The organism is Gemella haemolysans (genome assembly GCF_901873445.1).
GTDB classification, from domain to species: Bacteria; Bacillota; Bacilli; order Staphylococcales; family Gemellaceae; genus Gemella; species Gemella haemolysans_C.
Genome location: NZ_CABFLN010000016.1, coordinates 111227 through 132109, shown reverse-complemented (window position 1 = coordinate 132109; position 20883 = coordinate 111227). Strand labels below are relative to the sequence as shown.

Below are 20883 nucleotides of genomic sequence, written 5' to 3'. Positions count from 1 at the left end.
GGGAGGAAAAGTATGGCAAAAGATGTCATTGAAGTAGAAGGTTTAGTAGTAGAAAACTTGCCGAATGCAATGTTTAAAGTAGAATTAGAAAATGGTCATATTATTTTAGCTCATGTTTCTGGAAAAATCAGAATGAATTATATAAGAATTTTACCAGGTGATAAAGTTACAGTAGAAATGAGTCCGTATGACCTGACAAAAGGTAGAATAACTTATAGATTCAAGTAAGTTATAAACTCAAGGAGGAAATAACGATGAAAGTAAGACCATCAGTAAAAAAAATCTGTGACAAATGTAAAGTAATTCGTCGTGGTGGTAAAGTATTAGTGATTTGCGAAAACGCAAAACATAAACAAAAACAAGGATAATTAATTAGGAGGTGCAAACTTAATGGCACGTATAGCAGGAGTCGATATTCCACGTGAAAAACGCGTTGTTATATCACTAACTTATGTATATGGTATAGGTTTAAAAACTTCTCAAAAAATCTTAAAAGAAGCTGGAGTTTCTGAAGATGTGAGAGTTAAAGACTTAACAGGTGAACAACTAGATAAAATTCGTGAAATCGTAGATAACTACAAAACAGAAGGTGACTTACGTCGTGAAGTTTCATTAAACATCAAACGTCTAATGGAAATCGGATGTTACAGAGGAATCCGTCACCGTCGTGGACTACCAGTAAGAGGACAAAATACTAAAAACAATTCTCGTACTCGTAAAGGTCCTAAGAAAACAGTTGCGAACAAGAAAAAATAATTAGGATAGGAGGAGAAACACAACTATGGCTCGTAAACAACAATCACGTAAACGTCGTGTGAAAAAAAATATACAAAATGGTGTTGCACACATTCGTTCTACATTCAACAACTCAATCGTAACAATTACAGATGAACATGGTAATGCAGTATCATGGTCAAGTGCAGGAGCGCTAGGATTCAAAGGTTCTAGAAAATCTACTCCATTCGCAGCACAAATGGCAAGTGAAGCAGCAGCTAAACAAGCTATGGAACACGGAATGAAATATGTAGATGTAACAGTTAAAGGTCCAGGTGCAGGACGTGAAGCAGCAATTCGTGCATTACAATCTGCAGGATTAGAAGTTACATCAATCAAAGACGTAACTCCAGTTCCTCACAATGGATGTCGCCCGCCTAAACGTCGTCGTGTATAATAATAACATAGACAAAATTTAGGAGGTTTAACATAATGTTAGCAATAGAAAAACCAAAAATTCAAATCATTGAAGAATCATCAGATAAGAGATTTGGTCGCTTTGTAGTTGAACCACTTGAACGTGGATATGGAACTACATTAGGTAATTCATTGAGAAGAATGTTAATCTCATCATTACCAGGAGCAGCAGCAAGAAGCATCGATATTGAAGGAGTTCAACACGAATTCCAAGCAATTAAAGGTGTTGTAGAAGATGTTACTGAAATTATTATGAACGTTAAAAACATAGCGTTTGTAGTTCATTCTGAAGAAGAAAAACAAGTTTCAGTCAGTGTTAAAGGCCCTGCGGTTGTTACTGCAGCAGACATCGCTATCGATTCTGATATCGAAGTAGTAAATACTGATCAACACATTGCAACAGTATCTGAAGGTGGTCATTTTGAAATGATTATTTACGTTGGAAAAGGACGTGGGTTTGTACCAGCTGATGGTAACAAAAAACGTGACTTACCAATCGGAGTTATTCCAATCGATTCAATTTATACACCAGTATCAAAAGTTAACTATACAGTAGAAAAAACTAGGGTAGGTCAAAGCACTGACTTTGATAAACTAATCTTAGATGTTACTACTAATGGTTCAATTACAGCTAACGACGCTTTAGCATTAGCATCAAAAATTCTAATTTCACACTTAGAATTATTTATGGAAATGTCTGAAGAAGCAAAAGCTGCTGAAATATTGGTAGCTAAAGAAGAAGATAACAAAGTTCAAATGTTAGAAATGACAATTGAAGAATTAGACTTATCAGTACGTAGTTACAACTGCTTAAAACGTGCAGGAATTAACACAGTACAAGAATTAGCTAACAAAACAGAACAAGAAATGATTAAAGTACGAAACTTAGGTCGTAAATCTCTAGAAGAAGTTAAAATTAAACTTCAAGAGTTAGAACTAGGATTCAAAGAAGAATAATACTAACAAGGAGGCACACTAATGGGTTACAGAAAATTAGGACGTACATCAGCTCACCGTAAAGCGATGTTAAGAAACTTAGTAACTGCTCTACTAGTACACGGTAGAATTGAAACAACTGTTACAAGAGCGAAAGAAGTTCGTTCATTAGCAGAAAAAATGATTACATTAGGTAAAAAAGGTGATCTAGCAGCAAGACGTAATGCAGCTAAATTCATCCAACCTGTTGCAGTAGCAACTGAAGAAGGTAAGAGTCAATTAGCTCTTAAAAAATTATTTGAAGAAGTAGCACCTAAATATGCAGACCGTAACGGTGGATACACTCGTATTCTACGTGTTGGACCACGTAAAGGTGATGGTGCAGAAACAGCTATTATAGAATTAGTTTAATAAAAATTTTTCATACAACAATAACATACTACATACACACACACACACAACTAAACAACACATACAACAAGAATTTAAACTAATTTTTTTGGCAAAAGAGTGCTTGAAATGCGTAGGAAAAGGCTACGTCGTCTAGCTCTAATGTATCCTAGCATATCGCTAGGATACCCTTTTGTCCCTTTAAAAATTAAATCTAATTATACTTTAAAAGATTACCAGGCAAGGTAGTCTTTTTTTGCTTTGTACGTAAAAGGAACTAAATTTCTAAGGAAAGAAGAGACGAAAGAAATTTTTAGTTCCAACTGGGAATTGACAAAGTGAAATTAGGATACTATGGAAAGAATACGTTAGGTACAAAGTACGCAAGGACGTGCCAAGAAGTAAAGCGATAGCTGAAGGTGATTGGAGTACGTCTACTGCCGCGTCGTTGAGATTTCTAGAATCTTCGATTCGTAGAAATCGTTACGTGTAAAATACGTACTGAATACTTACTTTTCAGATAAACAATGTAAAATTAAAGAACCATATGGAAAATACCACATGGTTCTTCTTTAATATTACGCATCTGATCTTGCGAATTTATTTCTCATATTACAGCTTGCTGTAAATAGTGCTTTATCTAATAAATCATCTGTTTGAACTTTAAGTTCTTTAGCAATTTTATCGTTAGCTTTTTCTAGATAATCTTTAGCGGCTTCTTTAGAAACCTTAGTTTCTATAAATTCTTCATCATATTTATTAAGAAGTTCTCGTGATTGTGATTGAACTTTTAATTGATAACGTTCAATATGTGAAGCAGTATCTGCAAAATGAGCATCACAAAGAGCTGCAATTAAACGATTAGTCCAGTAGAAATTTTCAGTTGTTACTTGGTTAGTTGTATTAGCTAAGTATTCAGGTGTGCGATTAATGTTAGTGTAGAATGGAACTATTGCATTAAACACACAAGAACCAACAGCTAGCCATTGAATAGATTTAAGTTCATCAGGCATATATGGTCTTATTTGAACTAATCCTAAGAAGTTAGTACGATTTATACCGATTGGACGTAAAGTTCCTTTTTTAACAGAATTAATGTTTTTAGAATATGAATTATATTCTGTTCCTTGGTAGTGGTGAGATAATCCATATTTAATATCTTCAACAGTTATTTTTTTCTCTGGTACTCTAGCCCAAGGTAAATTATCAGAATCTGGGCGATAGTCAGCATTTATACCATCATAAGAGTTAGATGTTGGATTGAAATAGCGTTGAAGTATCCAAGCACGAGGTGTATTATATGTATGATCGGCATCACTACGACTACCAAAAGCGTGACGTGGATTAAAGTTTCCATCGATAGATAAGTCTAAATGATATTTATCTACAAATTCTTTTAAATCTGCAGAACACATATATTCTTTTTTCGCTCCAAAAGCATCATCAAAATCAAATTGATCGATACCAAGTTGGTTTGGCATAATTACATAACTATCATCAGGAACGCGGCGTGCCATCCAATGATGTCCACCTATAGTTTCAAACCACCAAATCTCATCTTCATCTTGAAATGCAATTCCGTTCATTTCATATGTACCATATTTTTCTAACAGTTTCCCTAGAAATTCAACACCTTCTCTTGCAGTTGCAATATATGGCATTACTATTGTATAAATATCTTCTTCACCAATTCCACCTACTTGTTCAGGTACATAATCAGCGTCCCCTGGATTACCAACGGCAGGTTTATATTCTACTAATGGATCAGCTCCAAGGACACGTTCATTAGATGTAATAGTTTCAGTAGCGCTCATTGAAACATTGTATTCATTAGCACCACATTGTCCCCAAATACCATTATCTAAAATAGCGTTAGGTACTGCAGTATAACGTACCGGATTATTAGGTAATTCGATTTCTACTTTTGAAATAACAGATTTATATTTACGAGGTTGTTCCTCTGGACTTACGTTTATGAATTTTTTTGATCTAAATACTCCTGACGGTGAGTCCTCAGTACGAGCCACCATAGTTGAACCGTCGTAACTAGCATTTTTTCCTACAAGAATAGTTGTGCATCCCATAATAATTCTCCTCCTAATTTTTAAATAGTTAACTTTATATATGATATGTAAAAAAATTTATTCTCGTAGAGTTTTTAAAAATATAACTTTCATAATATTTCCCCCTTACACGAAATATTCTTTAATTTTATTGTAATACTAATATGCTTTTTATTCAAGAGATTTGAGGGAATATCGTAAAAAAATAAATTTTTTAAAGAAAATAAAGATTTTATTAAAAGGAAAAAGAATAATAACAAATTAAAAACATTATAAATAATAAAAATTATTAAAGATGAAAAAACAGAAAAATAAAATTATAAAAAGTATATTTTTATTACAATATTTATGATATAATAACCATGGTAACGATTTAAGAAAGGTTGGGAGATTAGAAAGTAGTACAGATAATCCTAAAAATGATATTTATTAAAACTGTGTAATAATATATAGTTTTTTTATTTTGACTATCTTGCTAATCTTAATTGGGAAAAAGAGATGTATGAGAAATTATTAATGAAAACAGCCTTACTTGCGGGAAAAATCCTAATGGAAAATGGCGCTGAAGTTTATAGAACAGAGGATACACTGGAGAGAATTATTAGAAAAGGTGTAGGAGAAGTTAGGACGGATGAATATTATACACATGTAACTTTAACGGGTATTTTTATAAGAATAGAAGGGATAGGGACAGATTTTAGACGTGTTGCAGATAGAACATATAACTTAACTAAAACAACAGCCGTAAATACCTTATCAAGGGCCTATACATCAGGTCAGATTAGTCTGTTGGATATGTATGATGCACTTAAAAGAGTTCAAGCAGAAAAGAGTCCGATAAAAAATTGGTTTAAAGTTCTGTGTTCAGGTATTCTTAGTGGAAGTATCGTATTGATATTTGAGGGAAGTTTTTGGGATGTAATTCCTGGGAGTATAGCTGGAGCGGTAGCATTCTATGTATATGTAAAAGTTATAGGATATCTAAAGGCACCGTTTATATCAGAGTATATTAGCACCTTTGCTGGAGGAGTAGCAGGTTATTTAGGATTTGCATTGTTAAATGGTCAGTCGTTAAGATTAGCTATGATAGGGGCTGTAGTTCCACTTGTACCCGGTATTACAATTACGAACTCCATGAGGGATATAATCGCTAAACAGTTTATATCTGGATCTATCCGATTTATTGAAACATTCTGTGTAGCTTTTGCATTAGGTGCAGGTATTGTAACTGTCTATTATCTAGTCAGATTATTAGGAGGTGTGGTATAATGATTGCAGTTTTAAGTCATGCCTTATTATTACTATATCACTTCGTTTTTAGTTTTATATCTTCCGTTTCATTCGCAATTGTTTGTGATGTTCCGAAGAAAACTTTAGTAACAGGTGGAGTCATTGGTGCAATAGGTTGGTGTGGATATTGGGAAATGTGGAGTCATGGACAAAGTGTATTCATGTCGAGCTTAGTGTGTTCACTACTTCTAGCAAATATAAGCCAAATCTGTGCGATAAAATTTAAAAACCCCTTAACAGTATACTTCGTACCTGGGCTGGTTCCAGTAGTACCGGGGGTTACTATTTACGATGCATTTAGAACATTATTGCTAGATGAATACGGAAATTCTGCAAAAATTTTCCTAAATAGTTTTTATGGAGCAGTAGGACTTGCAGTAGGAATAATAATCGCGGATTCAATTTTTAGGGTAGTATTAAACCCATTATTACAGAAAAAACATAAATAAAAAATTTAGACATAATAATTTATTGGAAAATTTATTATTATGTCTTTTTTTACTTGAAATGTATGGTGATGCATGGTACACTTTAAGTAGAAAATGTATGGTTGTATATGGTACACTTGGGAAGGAGGTTACTATGTTTCAAATTGATTCATTATCAGATAAACCGATTTATAAACAAATAGTAGATCAAATTAAATCTATGATAAGTAAAAACTTATTACAAGAGGGAGATAAATTACCATCGGTAAGAGAATTTTCGAAAATGCTGGGTGTTAATGTTAGTACAATTCAAAAAGCTTTTCAACAGCTGGAAAGTGAAAAGATAATCACAACAATCGTAGGAAGAGGTACTTTCATTACTAATAATTTTGACAATATTATTCCAAATTACGAACTAATAGATTCGATAATTGAAGAATTGGTTAGGGAAGTAAAGATAAGGGGAATTTCGGAAGAAGATTTATTAGAAAAAATTAAGTTAGAATTTCGAAAGGATGATTAATCATGGATAATAAGAAGATAGATGTAAAGTTAAAAGAATTAATCATGGAATGGAAATTTTTAGGATTATCGATGGAGAAATTATGCGAAGTCATATCAGAAAAGATAAAGGAGAAAAATTATGAAACTTATGATAGAAAAAATTAATAAAAAATTTTCAAAAAAGATAGTATTAAATAATGTTAGTTTTACTGTAAATGCTGGAGAAATTGTAGCACTTATTGGTAGAAACGGAAGCGGGAAAACAACATTATTAAAAATATTATCAGGAATATATAGTCAAGATTCTGGGGAAATAGAAATTGAAGGTGTAGATAATAAAAATATAAAAAAACAACTGATTTATATACCGGATAGATTCGATTATTTTAAAAATTCTAAAATTAAAAGGATTTGTGAATTTTACAAGTTAGCTTATGAAAATTTTGATGAACAATATTTTAAAACAGAATTAGGAAAAATTAAGTTATCACAAACCAGTAGATTATCTGAATTATCAAAAGGACAATTAGCTATTTTCAGCTTGATCTTGGGGATTTCTTGTCGAACAAAGTTTATCTTTTTAGATGAACCATTAGATGGGATAGATGTGATAAATACAAAAATGATAGTTAATTATATTTTAGATGCTCAAAGTGATGGCATTGGATTATTAATTAGTAGTCATCAATTACAATCTTTAGAAAATATAAGTGATAAGGTTGTCTATTTAGATGATGGAATTGGAATAGGTAAAGAAATTAATAAGGATGAGTATAGTAAATATCAATTAGTGTACCAAGAGAAAATACCAGAGGAGTTACGCCGTAATCCTGATGTAAGAATTATTAGTAATATTGGAAGAGTTTATGTGGTTATTATGAGGGGAAGTTATGATGCTACTCATGACATTATTCAAGATAAAGATCTTCTTCAATATGATAAACTCCCTATTGTATTAGAGGATATCTTTTTATTAAATAGTAAGGGGGAAGATGAAAATGTGTAAAGATATTTTAAAAATTATTCGTATATATTTGAAACAATATTCAATTATGTTAGTTATACTATTAATTGCCTTCTCAACATTTGCTGCTACAACTACTAATAAACAATTAGATAAATTAAAAAATGGAGTTGCAGTCTATGATTTTCAATTAACAACAGGAATAGCTAAGGAATTGGAAATTAGAAAAGGCGCATCTAATGATGAATTAAATAAGAAAAGACATGAACTATATAAGTTGAAAGAAGAATATCAGAAAAATTATAAGGGAAAATTATCAAAAGAAAAATTAGATGAGATCAAACATTCTTATGCGGTTGGAGCATATTTACATAATTTTCCTAGTACAGCATTATGGACATTTTATACCAACAATGAGGATCTAAATGTACTTGTAGGTAGTGAGAGTGAAAAATACAAACAATATTTAACAGAAGAAGAACTAAATAACGTTCCTAAGTATAAAGAATGGTCAAGAATGCAGCCGGGTAGCAAGGAGTACTTTGATAAACAAGAGGAATTAGATAAAATATACCCTCCAGCATTAGATATTAGTAATATAAAAACATTAACTTTCTTAAAAGAAAATTTAGAATCTAGTAAAATTAAGTTAAAAGAAACTATGTTTAACGAGGGAACTAATATTGGTTATTATATTTTGATAACTTTAATCCCGTTGTTAATCTTTGGAGTTGAATATCATACTAATTTTGGTAAATTTGTAGCGAGCTTACCTTATGAAAAAGAGAAAGTATACTTTGCCAAAGTAATTTTATCATTCTTAACTTTAATGGTTACTTATATTCTAACAGGATTAGCTAATATAGCAGTTATAAGCAACAGTTTGTTAGGAGAAATATATAATGTACCAGCTGTACTTGATATAAATAATAAAATATATATACTGGGAATAGGGTTAGTATTACTAGGTGCTATTTTATCAAGTTTTTGTGGAAGTATATTGAGTATAGGTGCGATGTATATTCCAGCTCTTACATTGATATATTATCCATTAGGAGTATGGATTGCTATAGGAAGATTATTCTTTGTAAATTATCTCCCAGATGAGAAGTTTCTTGATAATTTGCCTAAAGTTCCAATATTTTATTATTTCGCATACACTTCTTGGGATAATATAATTATTTACCTAGTTATTTTAACAATAATTATGCTGTTAGCAAGTAGGGTTTATAAAATACATAATGTAGAAAAAGAAGGAGAATTTTTCATAATAGAAAAACTGTCATTAGTGGGATACTTAATATTATTAATAGGAGTATTTGCCTTCGTATTAATAGTATTAGTGGATGTATTTACTATTAACCAAGGTGCGGCTTTAGCATTAACAATATTATTAGTGCCGGCTATTCTTTGGAAATTGTCCCGAACAAAGATCAGAATATAAAATTTACAAAAATCAGAAACCATTCTTTATTTTCCGACAATTCTATAGAGTTTTGTAAAGTTTTTTGATGAAAATACACAATTTTTCAAAAAAAGTGTTGACACATAAAAAAATTACTGATATACTTAATAACAAGTTAATGATTCACACGTTGATAAGATAAGTAAAAGTGAAAGATGGTAAAGAGAGTCTCAGTTGGTGAAAAGAGATTGTATTGGAAACTTTGAAAATGGTCTTTGAGTGTTAATGGTCGAATAATTAGACCTTTACGGGTGAGCCCGTTATCGCTTCAGGGTATAACACCATTCTATTTTGGTGCGTACTTTTTGAGTTGATATTTGTGAGAATATCATAAAGTAAGGTGGTAACACGTAAATTATTAGACGTCCTTGCAGAAGCATAAGCTTCTGTGAGGACTTTTTTATTTCTCAAAATAATCACAAGGATACTTAACTTAATCTAATATTACAAACACTTTGGAGGGACAAAAACATGTCAGAATTACTAAATATTTATAAAACTTTAAAAAACAAAAAATGGGTAAACTTAAGTCACAAAATTGATGAAAATTCACCTAAATTCCCAGCACTACCTGCTTTAGAAAAAGAAAATGTCTTTACTTTAAAAGATGGTTTCTATGTTCAAAAATTCTCAGTAGTAGGTCAATATGGAACACACATTGACGCACCAATTCATTTCGTAGAAGGTGGACGTTGGTTAGATGAAATTGAACTTAAAGATTTATTATTACCTTTATATGTAATTGATAAAAGTAAAGAAGTAGCAGAAAATAATGACTATGTAATTTCTAAACAAGATATCCTTGATTTTGAAGCTGAGCATGGTGAAATATTACCAGAATCATTCGTAGCATTCAGAAGTGATTGGTCTAAACGTTGGCCTAGCTATGATGAAATTAGAAATCTAGACAAAAATGATGTTCAACACACTCCAGGTTGGGGAAGAGATGCATTAGAATTCTTAATTAAAGAAAGAAAAGTTAAAGCTGTCGGACATGAAACTCTAGATACTGACTCAGGAGTTACAGCAGCTGCAGAAGGACTAATTCAAGAGTATTACTTACTAGAACAAGATATTTATCAAATCGAAGTTTTAGCAAATCTTGATCAAGTACCTGCAACTGGATCATTAATTTCAATTGCTTATCCAAACTGGACAGAAGCAACTGGATCACCAGTAAGAGTAGTAGCGATACTACCAGAAGACGAATAGTACGGTCTTTATAAAAAAGTTTTAGTTTATGAGAAAAAATATGTATTAGAAAAGAGAAAAGAAGGAAAGTTACTAGAAGTTTATAATAAGGTCAAAATAATAAAGTCAGAAGAATAAAACAAAAAGAGAAAATAAATCAGTTAAACAAAAGGAGAAAAAATATTATGTGTCAAGGATGTCAAAATAAAGTAGTAGAAAGAGCAGCATACAGAGTAGATCACGTAGGATCATTCTTAAGACCTAAGGAGTTAGTAGAAGCTCGTGAGAAATTTTCAAAAGGTGAATTATCACAAGAAGAATTAACAAAAGTAGAAGATAAAGCAATCACTGAATTAGTTGAAAAACAAATAGCAAATGGACTAAAAGGAGTAACAGATGGGGAGTTCCGTCGTGCATACTGGCACCTAGACTTCTTCTGGGGTCTTAACGGTGTAGAACACGTTCAAGGTGAAAAAGGTTACCCATTCAAAGGTATCGAAACTAAACCAGATACAGCAAAAGTATCAGGAAAAATCAGCGGAGAAAATCACCCATTTGTAGCACACTACAAATTCTTAAGAGACCTAGTAGCTGATAAAGAAGGTGTAACTGTAAAATTAACAATTCCATCACCATCACAATTATACTTTGAGTTAATTCGTACAGAAGATCACATCAAAGGATACGAAAAATTCTATCCAACATTCGAAGAATTAAAAGATGCTATTGTAGCAGCTTATAAACAAGTTATCGCAGATCTTTACAGTGAAGGATTACGTGTATTACAATTTGACGATTGTACTTGGGGAGCATTAGCTGATGATGGATTTGCGAACCGTTTCCGTGACGAGCGTCCTTTAGAAGAAGTTCGTAGAGAATATGCAGCACGTTGTTTAGCATTAAATAATGAAGTTATCGAAGGAAAACCAGGAGACTTAGCAATCAATACACACGTTTGTCGTGGTAACTTCGCTTCTAAATGGATTTCTCAAGGAGGATACCAAAACGTTGAAGACGAGTTACTTGCTGGAGAAAACGTAAATGCATACTACTTAGAATACGATACAGATCGTGCAGGAGATTTCAAGCCACTAGCAAAAGTTGGAAAAGATAAAAAAGTTGTTTTAGGATTAATTACATCTAAATTTGCAGATTTAGAAGATAAAGAAGAAGTAATCGCAAGAATTAAAGAAGCTAGTGAATATGTACCATTAGAAAATATTTACCTAAGTACTCAATGTGGCTTCGCTTCTACAGAAGAAGGGAATGTAATTACAGAAGAAGATCAATGGAAAAAAATTGGACTAATCAAAGAAATAGTAGAAGAAGTTTGGGGAACAGAAAAATAAGAAACTACTAAAATAAAATTATAAATCAAGAAGGTACACTTTAAATTTTTTAGTGTAACTTCTTTTTATATGTTAATTTAGATCATGTAATGCAAATTTTGACACAATGCAAACTTTGGAGTAAAATAATAATATTATTACATAATATGGAAAAGAGGTGCTATTATGGCTAAGAAAAAAGAAATTAAAACAAATGCTATGCGATTTTTAGATGAAAATGGTGTAGAGTATAATCATTTTGAATTTGATGCAGAAAGTGATGCTGCGAAAACTGGTGTAGGAGTAGCTGATATTATCGGACGCGACCATAACCAAGTATTTAAAACAATTATGACTACAGATGGTAAAGGTAACTATGTTGTAGGAGTGCTGATGAGTGAAGATAGCATAAACTTCAAAAAACTTGCCAAAGCATCAGGTGTGAAAAGTTTATCAATGTTACCACTTAAAGACCTAACAAAAATTACAGGATATGTAAAAGGTGGATGTTCACCATTTGCGATGAAAAAACTATTCCCGACTTTTATAGATGAGAAATGTCGTGAAGTTGAAACGATTATTGTTTCTGCGGGTAAAGTAGGTCACCAAGTAGAGGTGAAACCAGAAGTTTTAGAGCAACTTATCGGTGCTCAAGTAGTAGACTTCAAAGCTGAATAAAGTTTTTTAACTAATCTTTAGTAGTAAAGGTTAGTTTTTTGTTGGAAAATTTAGCAAATGACCAGAAGTTTATACATTATTAATTTTTATATTTTATATAGTGATTAAAATAGCAATATTAAAAAAATATAGATAATTTGTTTAAATAGACATTGATAGTATTTAATTATTATAAAAATCTCCTAAAATGTGATTCATTTATGTTGATAAATCTTAATTGAAAAAGTATTGTAACATAATTGAAATAGTTTAGATATTCTACTGAAACTTTGTTTTGTTATACTTGTAAGAGTAAGGAGGCGTAGTATGTTATTTGATACACATGCGCATCTAAATGATGATGCTTATTTAGAAGACTTAGAAGAAACTATTGCTCGCGCGAAAGAAGCGGGAGTGAAATTAGTAAACATGGTTGGTTTCGATGATAAAAGTATAGAAAAAGCACTAGAAATCACAGCTAAATATGACTTTTTATATTTAACAGTTGGTTGGCACCCAGTAGAAGCAATAGATTTCACAGAAGAAAAATATGAAATGATAAAAAAAATTGCTTTAACAAATGACAAAGTAGTAGCAATCGGTGAGATTGGTCTAGATTATCATTGGGATAAAAGTCCAAAAAATGTTCAAAAAGAAGTATTTAGAAGACAAATTCAACTAGCGAAAGAAGTAAACAAACCAATAGTAATTCACACACGTGATGCTATGGCAGATACAATACAAATACTTCAAGAAGAAAAAGCTAGTGAAATCGGTGGGATAATGCACAGCTTTTCTGGTTCTGTAGAAAGCATGAATATTATGCTAAAAGAGAACTTCTACATTTCATTAGGAGGTCCAGTAACATTTAAAAATGCGAAGACACCTAAAGAAGTAGCAAAAGCTTGTCCATTAGATAAGTTGTTAATTGAAACGGATTGTCCATATTTAACACCAACACCATATAGAGGGAAAAGAAATGAACCTGCATATGTGCATTATGTAGCACAAGAAATTGCAGATCTTAAAGAAATGTCGTATGAACAACTAACAAAACAAACATTTAATAATGCATGTACGTTGTTTGGATTAGAAGATAAAAAGGAGATTGATTAACAGAATGAAATTAGGTAGAATTATTGCAGCAGCAGCAACATCAGGATTATTATTATCAGGAGCTTTCGTAGTAGCAGAAGAATATACAGGGCACAATGTTTTCGCCGTAAGTTTAGATAACGGAAGCAAAGTTGAGCTAAAAGCTAAAAAAGGAACAGTAAGAGAAGTTCTTATTGCTAATGATATTCCTTTTGGAGCAGATGATAGAGTAGAACCAGGTTTAGATACAAAAGTAAATGGTGGGGAAACAATTAACATCTATAAAGCTCACGAAGTAACAATCATTGATGGTGATACAACTACAGTAAGAAAAACTACTTACAAAAAAGTTGAAGATATCTTAAAAGAATTAAACATCACTCTTGGAGAAAATGATAGAGTAACACCAGATTTAAATAAAGAAGTAGCAACAGTTGATACTATTAAAATCGTAAGAGACGGAAAAGCTACAGAAGTTAAAAAAGAAGAAATCAAATTTGAAACAAAAGAAGAAAAAGATGATACTAAATATGTAGATGAAAAAGTTACTAAAATTGAAGGTAAAAACGGAGAAAAAGAAGTAACTTATAATGTTGTAAGAGAAAATGGAAAAGAAATCTCTAGAGAAGTTGTTTCAGAAAAAGTACTTACAGAAGCAACAACTAAAGTAGTTGTAGTAGGAACTAAACAACGTCCAGCAGATCAACAAAAGTCATCTAGCCAATCATCTTCAAGTCAATCATACTCAGCTCAATCATATTCATCAGCTGGTGGTTCAGTAAGATTATCAAATGGTAACACAGCAGGAGCGGACGGAACAGCGGCAGCTCAAGAGATGGCTCGTCGTACAGGAGTTTCAGCTTCAACTTGGGAACACATCATCGCCCGTGAATCAAACGGACAAGTAAATGCTAGAAACGCTTCAGGAGCTAGTGGATTATTCCAAACTATGCCAGGATGGGGGTCTACAGCAACAGTTCAAGACCAAATTAATGCAGCTACTCGTGCATACAAAGCGCAAGGTTTAGCAGCTTGGGGAATGAGATAATATAAACAAAAAAGGCAATCGGTTGATTGTCTTTTTTATTTTTTTGTTTTCTTATTTTTATTTGTAAAATAGTAGCCTAGAGTTCCACCCATAGCTCCACATACCATACAAATTATTACTATTGTTGGAATATACATTTTTATTCCCTCCTTTTTAGTTAGGTTGACTCAACAAAATCGATTTCTTCGAAATCACGATTTTGAGTCATTCTTCAAAAATTCTTCTATCACTTCTCACTTACAAGGTATCATAAATAAAGGGGGAAAACAAGTCTTATAATAACTAGGAATATATGGTATAATGAGTTTGATAGTGTACTTAAATTATAAAGAAAATCTAAGTTATGACATTATGTAATTACACATAATTTTACAACTTAGATTTTTAATTTTATATTCTTTTTTCAACTAATTTGAATATTACAAAAGATATTGCAGAACAAATTACGATTGCAATTGCACTAGAGTGGAAGATATTACCTATTCCTACTAGTGGTGAAACGACACCACCTAAGAAAAATGGTACGAATCCAAAGAATGCAGATGCGCTACCAGCACGCTCGCGTTCTAAACTCATAGCAATAGCAGAACCAGCAGGTAATATGAAACCTAACCCCAGTAGAAGAAGGAAAAATCCAGCTTCAATGAATAGGAAAGGTAACGTTAATGTTAAAACGATTGCTAGATATATACTAACTGCTAGCATAAGTGATAATCCAAGTTTGATACTATTTTTTTCTTTAAAGTTACCAGCGCTTTTACTACCTAAAACTATAGCAAAACCATTAAGACCAAAACACAAACTGTACATCAATGGAGTTAAATTATAGTGTGTTTGTAAGATAAATGGAGATGCAGCTATATATGCAAACATTGCAGCTAAGGAGAATCCTTGGATGATAACTAACGCAAAGAACAGTTTATTTTTTGCGACTAGGATGATTGAGTAATAAGTTTTAGTTATTGGAAGATTCAATCTTTTATCTGAATTTAATGATTCATGGAACTTGAAACTTACAGCTAATAAGATAATACCTATTACAGCAAGGGTCACGAATATTCCGCGCCAGTCTGTAAGTTGAAGTAATAAACTCCCTAATATAGGAGAAAGTATAGGAGCTAATCCATTAACTGCCATAAGTAATGCGAAGAATGCTGCTAATTCACGTCCTTGGTATAAATCAGTAGAAATAGCACGAGAAATAACTACAGCACCTGCAGATGAAATACCTTGTATAAATCTCAATATTATCATTGCATAAACATTCGGAAAGATAATAATAGCCAGTGTACTGATTAAATATATTATTAGGCTTAGAATCAGTGGATTTTTACGTCCGTACTTATCACTAATAGGTCCGATAAGCAATTGCCCTAATGCAAGACCAACCATACTACCTGTTAGAGTAAGTTGAATTGTTGAGGTACTAGCATTGAAGAATGATGTCATAGTAGGCAATGCTGGTAAATATAAGTCTGTAACAAATGGCCCAAAAGCCGATAAAGTTCCTAGAAATAGAACTAAAAATAATTTAGAATTTCTTTTTAATGTCATGTTGACTCCTTTCGATTTTTTGAAATATGCTAGGTATTATAGCATAAAAAAATTTTTTTCGTAAGTTTTTTTTAGTTTAATAAGTTAATTTTTGTGCTAATTTAGGTAATTTCCTTTAGGAAGAATTATGACTTTTGATAAAATTGGAAAAGAAGATGAAGAAGAGCTAGAAGTACAACAAGCTTAATAAATAAAAAGACTGACTTAAATAATCGAAAGTGATTAATTTAAGTCAGTTTATTTTATATCAAAATCTATAGAATCAATATTCATAATAAGTTTATTATTTATAAACCAAATTAATGAAAATACATAAATAGCATAAGTAAAAAATAATAAAGAAGAAAGAATAGTAATTTTATTATTTTTTAAAAATATGAAATTCAATAAAATTATTATTAAGTAAACAACAACAGAAATTAACAAGCGTTGTTTATTTTTTTTTGCCCAATTATTGTATTTTTCCAATAATTCAGCTTTTTTAGCTTCGTTATTCACAAAATTCCTCCTAAGTTTTATATATAAAATTATAACAAATAAAAGAGTAAGCTGCAATTAAATAACTAAAGTGTAAAAAAGTGAATAATATTTGTATATATTCCCTATTTATGTTGATTGAATACAAATGAATATGGTATAATTAAGTTGCCATATTATACACAAAATTGGAGGTAATATGTCTTATACAAGAGATTATATATTTGAAAAAATAATAGAAAAACTACCCACTTTAAAAATTCACGAACGACGAGAAAAAGATAATAGTGTTTTTATTTTAGAGTATGAAAATCGTCGTGCAAAAATAGATATAGATAGTTTTGTTAGAAAGCTAGGAGATAAGAAAACTAGTAAAGGGGATAAAAAAATAGAAGAGTTTGTCTACTACATAGTAGGGAATTTTAATGCACAAAAAAAACTTTCTATAGATGATATAACTGAAGATGAATTATTGAAAAATATTTATCCGATAGTTCGAGCGAGTAGTTTCAACAAGAATAATGAGGATAATCTTGTTAGTTTTGAACATACAAACGAGACTAAAATGTATCTAGCTTATGATTTTAAAGATGGATATAAATTGTTAGATAGTAGTTTTTTAGATAAATTCTCAAAAAATAAGCAAGAAGTTTTAGAAGTTGCTAAAAACAATTTAGAAAAACTACCACTTAAGTATAATGTGGATGAAGTTGTAGGGAATAGATTTTATTTCCTAAATGCGAAAGATGGTTATGACGGAGCTAGAATATTTGATAAGAATGTATTAGATTATTTCTATAAGAAAATAGGTGATTCATTTTATGTCGGCTTGCCACATCAAGATACGCTAATTATCGCAGATATAAAAAATAAACAGGGCTTAGAAATTTTGCAAAAAATGATGGTTCATTTTTTTACGGAAGGTCTTGTGCCAATAACAACAATTACATTTAAATATGATGGAAAAGAACTAGAGAGTTATTTTATTTTTGTAGAATAACTTTAAAAATTAAAATTAAGTATAGGAGAGAGAGTCATGTTATTTTTTTACAATAAGAAAATGTTAGGAGAAACATTATTAATTACTATTCAAAGTAAAGAAGAGGTAACATACGAGGAGAAAAAAAATATCACTCTAATTAAAGATGAAAATGGTGCTTTAGTTGGGTTAAATATTTTTAATATTGAAAACTTGAAATTAGATGGAGAAGGAAGTATTGATTTAACAGAAGAACAAAAAGAGATTCTTCAAAAACGTTTAGAAAAAAATGGAATCAAAATTGATTTAGAAGGAAACAATGACGATTTCTTCGTAGTTGGAGAAGTTTTAAGTTGTGAAAAACACCCAGATGCTGATAAGCTAAAAGTAACGGAAGTAAAAGTTAGTGAAGATGAGACATTACAAATTGTCTGTGGAGCGCCGAATGTAGAAGCTGGACAAAAAGTTGTTGTAGCATTAAGCGGTGCAATGATGCCAAGTGGTTTATTAATTAAAAAATCAAAATTACGTGGTGTAGAATCAAACGGAATGCTATGTTCAAAACGTGAATTAGGATTACCACAAGAAGAAGCACGAGGAATTTTAGTATTAGACGCGGATACTAAAGTAGGAACTCGTGTGAAAGATTTAAATCTTAAATAGAATTTAACTTAGGAGGTGTGAAGCATGGTGAATTGGAAAAAGTGGTTTTTAGAAGAAGATGAAGATGAGATATTTGAAGAAGAGGTATCTAAAAAAGAAAAGAAAGAAGATTCATTAGCAGGTAAAGAAAGAAAAACTGCAGATAAGAGAAAAGAAAGAGTCTATTATGAGGATGAATCAGATTTTGAGATAGACTTTAGTTCTAAAAAATCTAAGAGAACTTTTGAAGATGAAGAGTTTGAATCAGATTTTAGAAATAGAAGAGAGAGAGAGAGAGTTCAAGAAACGTTTGAAGATTATGAAGAAGTAAACCTAGACGACTTTGAAATAGATGAATTCGAAGATGATGATTATGAAGAAGACTTCGAACAAGAGAAAAAATCTAAAAAAGGAAATGGCTTTTTTGCTAAATTCAAAAATCTATTTAAACAAAATGATGAAGAATTAGACGATGACTTTTTAGATGAAGAGCTTCTTGAAGAAGATGAAGATGATGAGGCTGAAGATTATAAAACATATTTAGAACGCCAAAAACGTGAACAAAAAGAAAAAGCTAAACTAGCTGAAAAAGAACAATCAAGAGTAGTTAAAGAAGAAGACTATGAAGATTATGAGGACGATGAGGAAGTATACGAAGAAGATAAAAAAGTAGGATTCTTCTCAAGGCTTAAAGATAAATTGTTTAACGTAAGTGAAGATGAGATTGATCAAGAAGAGTTAGAAGTGGCATTAGATGATTTTGAGGAAGAAGAATATGAAGAGGAAACTCCAGCTAAGAAAAAACCACGAGTATCAGTTGAAAGATTTAATTCTGAACCGGAAGAAGAACTTGAAATTGAGTTTGTAGATGAAGTTAAAGAAGAGGCTAAGTTTGAAGAAATCGATATTACTAAATACGAAGAAAAAGAAGAAAAAGCTTCAGCTGGAACAGTTACAGACTTAGGGGATGCTCTTAAAAAACTTGGAGTTTCAAGCTCTGAAATAACTGATGTTGATATCTTTGATGAGAAACCATCAAGAAGAAAACACCCAACTCTTGCTGCTGTTCGTACTAAGAGACTAAAACAAGATCATAAGATTGACACTCTTGGAGACAGTGTAGTACTAGGGAAAGATAGTAGTGAATTAAAACAAGAAGTAGCTACTTCATTCAAAGGCCAAGTTAAAGAGGAAACTCAAGTTCAAGAAGAAAGAACTACTAAAAATAGAGAAGCTCGTAGAGAATTCGAAGAAAACTTTAATTCTCTAGAGAGAAGAAGCGATAAGATTGAAAAAGATAATCCATTATACGCTAAGAAAAATGAAAAATTAGATGGTATTTTTGACGAAATTCGTGAAAAAGAGAGCAAAACTCACGAGAAAGAAGCTACAGCACTAGAAGTTAGAGAACTTGATGCTGAAGGAAGCCGTCGTGAGAAATTAAAATATACTTCTGTACACGACGTATTAGAAGGAAATGAAGATTTATTCGAAGATGATATCGATAGAGTAAGTAAAAAACTTGTTGGTGAAAGATTCGAAGAAGGCCAAGAATCTAGCGAAGAAGTTGAAAACTTCAGAAAAGGTTTATATGAAGGTAAGAAATCTGATAATAATCAAGAAAGAACTGCTTTAGATGAGTTGATTGAAACTGAGAAAATTGATGTTTCTCCAAGAAAAGCAGAGACTCTTCCTGAAATAGAAGAACTTAATGAAAATCTAGCTGACTTCAAGAAAGAAAAACAAGAGGAAACTTATGTTGATTTAGTTCAAGAAGTGGCTAAAATAGAAGACATTGAAGTTGAAGATTACGAAGAAATTAAAGAAGCTAAAAAAGATAGACTTTCTGGTTACAGTGATTATCATTTAAATGAAGATGAAATCGAAGAGTTAGAAGAGCAAAATTATCTCGAAGAATCTGTAGATTCAGTAAATATTGATAGTTTATTAAGAGAAGTCTCTCCTAATAATAAAATTATCAAAAAAGCTAATGATGTAGATAAATTCACAGATGAAAAAGTTGTTCCTAAAGAAGTAGTTGAAAAGAGAATAGAGAACGCTAAAGTTCACGAAGAAAGTGAACAAGTTGAAGAGGTAGAACGTGGAATAGATTATACAGAAAAATTATATACTAATGACGTTTCTGAGTACTTTGACAAAGGTAATGGAACTAAGTTAGGTGAATATAAAACTGTAGATCATGGATATAGACCAGTTAGCAAAGAGAAAATTGAAAATAATCAAAAAATACTCGATGCAATTTTTGAAAAATATTCTTCATCAGGAATCTCTACATCGACTAGGTCAGTAACAAGTAAAATGATGAGTTCAAATACTATCACTCCTAAATCACGTAGTGTAGGTAAGTTTAAACCATCTCCAGTATATTCTTCTGTATATGGTTCAGCAACACGTAATACAGCTGAAAATTCAAATAAACCAGTTGGTATATCAACTACAGGATTATCTATAAATAATCAAGTAAAAGAAGATGAACCAAAAATAGCTGAAAAAAAAACAGTAGAAGCTAAAGCAACTACTACAGTAAAAAATAATGCAAATATCTATAAAGAAATTGCCTCACAAGAAGAGACAGTTTGGAATATAGGTTCAGCAAAACGAGTACCTAAAAACAAGGTGAAAAATAAGAAATAATTAGATAATCGATAAGAAAGAGGATG

General features: G+C 31.3%; 22 protein-coding genes, 2 pseudogenes and 1 other annotated feature. Of the genes and pseudogenes, 21 read left to right on the top strand and 3 right to left on the bottom strand.

The window, feature by feature from the left end:
* Positions 1-12: 12 nt before the first annotated feature.
* The 6 genes from infA to rplQ are packed head-to-tail and all read left to right on the top strand — an operon-like array spanning position 13 to position 2538.
* On the top strand, positions 13-228 hold the full coding sequence (gene infA, locus JX287_RS02690; protein ID WP_003144387.1) for a translation initiation factor IF-1: 216 nt from the start codon (positions 13-15) through the stop codon (positions 226-228).
* Between the two features lie 26 nt (positions 229-254).
* Positions 255-368 carry a 50S ribosomal protein L36 gene (rpmJ, locus tag JX287_RS02685; RefSeq protein ID WP_003144208.1) on the top strand — a complete coding sequence of 38 codons (114 nt, stop codon included), beginning with the start codon at positions 255-257 and terminating at the stop codon, positions 366-368.
* Between the two features lie 22 nt (positions 369-390).
* Positions 391-756, top strand: a complete 366-nt coding sequence (gene rpsM, locus JX287_RS02680; protein ID WP_003147638.1) for a 30S ribosomal protein S13 — start codon at positions 391-393, stop codon at positions 754-756.
* Between the two features lie 25 nt (positions 757-781).
* Positions 782-1171 (top strand): 30S ribosomal protein S11, encoded by a 390-nt coding sequence (rpsK, locus tag JX287_RS02675; protein WP_003144405.1) that lies wholly within the window; start codon positions 782-784, stop codon positions 1169-1171.
* Positions 1172-1206: 35 nt separating this feature from the next.
* Positions 1207-2148 (top strand): DNA-directed RNA polymerase subunit alpha, encoded by a 942-nt coding sequence (locus JX287_RS02670; RefSeq protein ID WP_204641666.1) that lies wholly within the window; start codon positions 1207-1209, stop codon positions 2146-2148.
* Between the two features lie 21 nt (positions 2149-2169).
* Positions 2170-2538 carry a 50S ribosomal protein L17 gene (gene rplQ / locus JX287_RS02665; RefSeq protein ID WP_003144119.1) on the top strand — a complete coding sequence of 123 codons (369 nt, stop codon included), beginning with the start codon at positions 2170-2172 and terminating at the stop codon, positions 2536-2538.
* Between the two features lie 557 nt (positions 2539-3095).
* Here rplQ and JX287_RS02660 read toward each other — a convergent pair.
* On the bottom strand, positions 3096-4601 hold the full coding sequence (locus tag JX287_RS02660) for a C69 family dipeptidase (protein WP_204641665.1): 1506 nt from the start codon (positions 4599-4601) through the stop codon (positions 3096-3098).
* Between the two features lie 477 nt (positions 4602-5078).
* On the opposite strand from JX287_RS02660, the gene JX287_RS02655 reads away from it, so the two are divergent.
* The 12 genes and pseudogenes from JX287_RS02655 to JX287_RS08905 form a co-directional block, all read left to right on the top strand.
* Positions 5079-5849: a threonine/serine exporter family protein gene (locus JX287_RS02655; protein ID WP_048802221.1), complete on the top strand. Its 771-nt coding sequence runs from the start codon at positions 5079-5081 to the stop codon at positions 5847-5849.
* A complete protein-coding gene (locus JX287_RS02650) occupies positions 5849-6319 on the top strand; it encodes a threonine/serine exporter family protein (RefSeq protein WP_048802220.1) in 471 nt (156 codons plus the stop codon). The genes JX287_RS02655 and JX287_RS02650 overlap by 1 nt, the downstream gene beginning before the upstream one ends.
* 133 nt (positions 6320-6452) lie before the next feature.
* Positions 6453-6821, top strand: coding sequence for a GntR family transcriptional regulator (locus JX287_RS02645; RefSeq protein WP_204641664.1), 369 nt, complete (start codon positions 6453-6455; stop codon positions 6819-6821).
* Positions 6822-6823: 2 nt separating this feature from the next.
* Positions 6824-6967 carry a hypothetical protein gene (locus JX287_RS02640; RefSeq protein WP_204641663.1) on the top strand — a complete coding sequence of 48 codons (144 nt, stop codon included), beginning with the start codon at positions 6824-6826 and terminating at the stop codon, positions 6965-6967.
* Positions 6942-7808 (top strand): ATP-binding cassette domain-containing protein, encoded by an 867-nt coding sequence (locus tag JX287_RS02635; protein WP_204641662.1) that lies wholly within the window; start codon positions 6942-6944, stop codon positions 7806-7808. Before JX287_RS02640 ends, JX287_RS02635 begins: the two co-directional genes overlap by 26 nt.
* Entirely contained in the window at positions 7801-9210 is a 1410-nt protein-coding gene (locus JX287_RS02630; RefSeq protein ID WP_239650315.1) for a hypothetical protein, read from the top strand. The genes JX287_RS02635 and JX287_RS02630 overlap by 8 nt, the downstream gene beginning before the upstream one ends.
* A gap of 142 nt (positions 9211-9352) precedes the next feature.
* Positions 9353-9604, top strand: a binding site (T-box leader).
* Positions 9605-9702: 98 nt separating this feature from the next.
* A complete protein-coding gene (locus tag JX287_RS02625) occupies positions 9703-10443 on the top strand; it encodes a cyclase family protein (RefSeq protein ID WP_204641660.1) in 741 nt (246 codons plus the stop codon).
* Positions 10444-10607: 164 nt separating this feature from the next.
* A complete protein-coding gene (locus JX287_RS02620) occupies positions 10608-11771 on the top strand; it encodes a 5-methyltetrahydropteroyltriglutamate--homocysteine S-methyltransferase (protein WP_204641659.1) in 1164 nt (387 codons plus the stop codon).
* Positions 11772-11936: 165 nt separating this feature from the next.
* Positions 11937-12428, top strand: a complete 492-nt coding sequence (gene ybaK, locus JX287_RS02615; protein WP_204641658.1) for a Cys-tRNA(Pro) deacylase — start codon at positions 11937-11939, stop codon at positions 12426-12428.
* Between the two features lie 306 nt (positions 12429-12734).
* Positions 12735-13523 (top strand): TatD family hydrolase, encoded by a 789-nt coding sequence (locus tag JX287_RS02610; RefSeq protein ID WP_204641657.1) that lies wholly within the window; start codon positions 12735-12737, stop codon positions 13521-13523.
* Positions 13524-13527: 4 nt separating this feature from the next.
* Positions 13528-14130, top strand: a pseudogene (locus tag JX287_RS08910) (ubiquitin-like domain-containing protein); the annotation flags it as partial.
* A 141-nt stretch (positions 14131-14271) separates the two neighbouring features.
* Positions 14272-14550 (top strand): annotated as a pseudogene (locus tag JX287_RS08905) (transglycosylase SLT domain-containing protein); the annotation flags it as partial.
* Between the two features lie 390 nt (positions 14551-14940).
* Here JX287_RS08905 and JX287_RS02600 read toward each other — a convergent pair.
* Both JX287_RS02600 and JX287_RS02595 read right to left on the bottom strand, forming a co-directional pair.
* Positions 14941-16104 carry a multidrug effflux MFS transporter gene (locus JX287_RS02600; RefSeq protein ID WP_204641655.1) on the bottom strand — a complete coding sequence of 388 codons (1164 nt, stop codon included), beginning with the start codon at positions 16102-16104 and terminating at the stop codon, positions 14941-14943.
* 237 nt (positions 16105-16341) lie between these two features.
* Positions 16342-16602: a hypothetical protein gene (locus tag JX287_RS02595; RefSeq protein WP_048802210.1), complete on the bottom strand. Its 261-nt coding sequence runs from the start codon at positions 16600-16602 to the stop codon at positions 16342-16344.
* 178 nt (positions 16603-16780) lie between these two features.
* Between JX287_RS02595 and JX287_RS02590 the strand changes: the two genes are divergently transcribed.
* The 3 genes from JX287_RS02590 to JX287_RS02580 are packed head-to-tail and all read left to right on the top strand — an operon-like array spanning position 16781 to position 20857.
* Positions 16781-17581 carry a DUF1444 family protein gene (locus tag JX287_RS02590; RefSeq protein ID WP_204641654.1) on the top strand — a complete coding sequence of 267 codons (801 nt, stop codon included), beginning with the start codon at positions 16781-16783 and terminating at the stop codon, positions 17579-17581.
* Positions 17582-17617: 36 nt separating this feature from the next.
* Positions 17618-18223, top strand: coding sequence for a YtpR family tRNA-binding protein (gene ytpR / locus JX287_RS02585; protein ID WP_204641653.1), 606 nt, complete (start codon positions 17618-17620; stop codon positions 18221-18223).
* Between the two features lie 24 nt (positions 18224-18247).
* The gene (locus JX287_RS02580) at positions 18248-20857 is read left to right on the top strand and encodes a hypothetical protein (RefSeq protein ID WP_204641652.1); all 2610 of its coding nucleotides are present in this window, start codon (positions 18248-18250) and stop codon (positions 20855-20857) included.
* Positions 20858-20883: the final 26 nt, after the last annotated feature.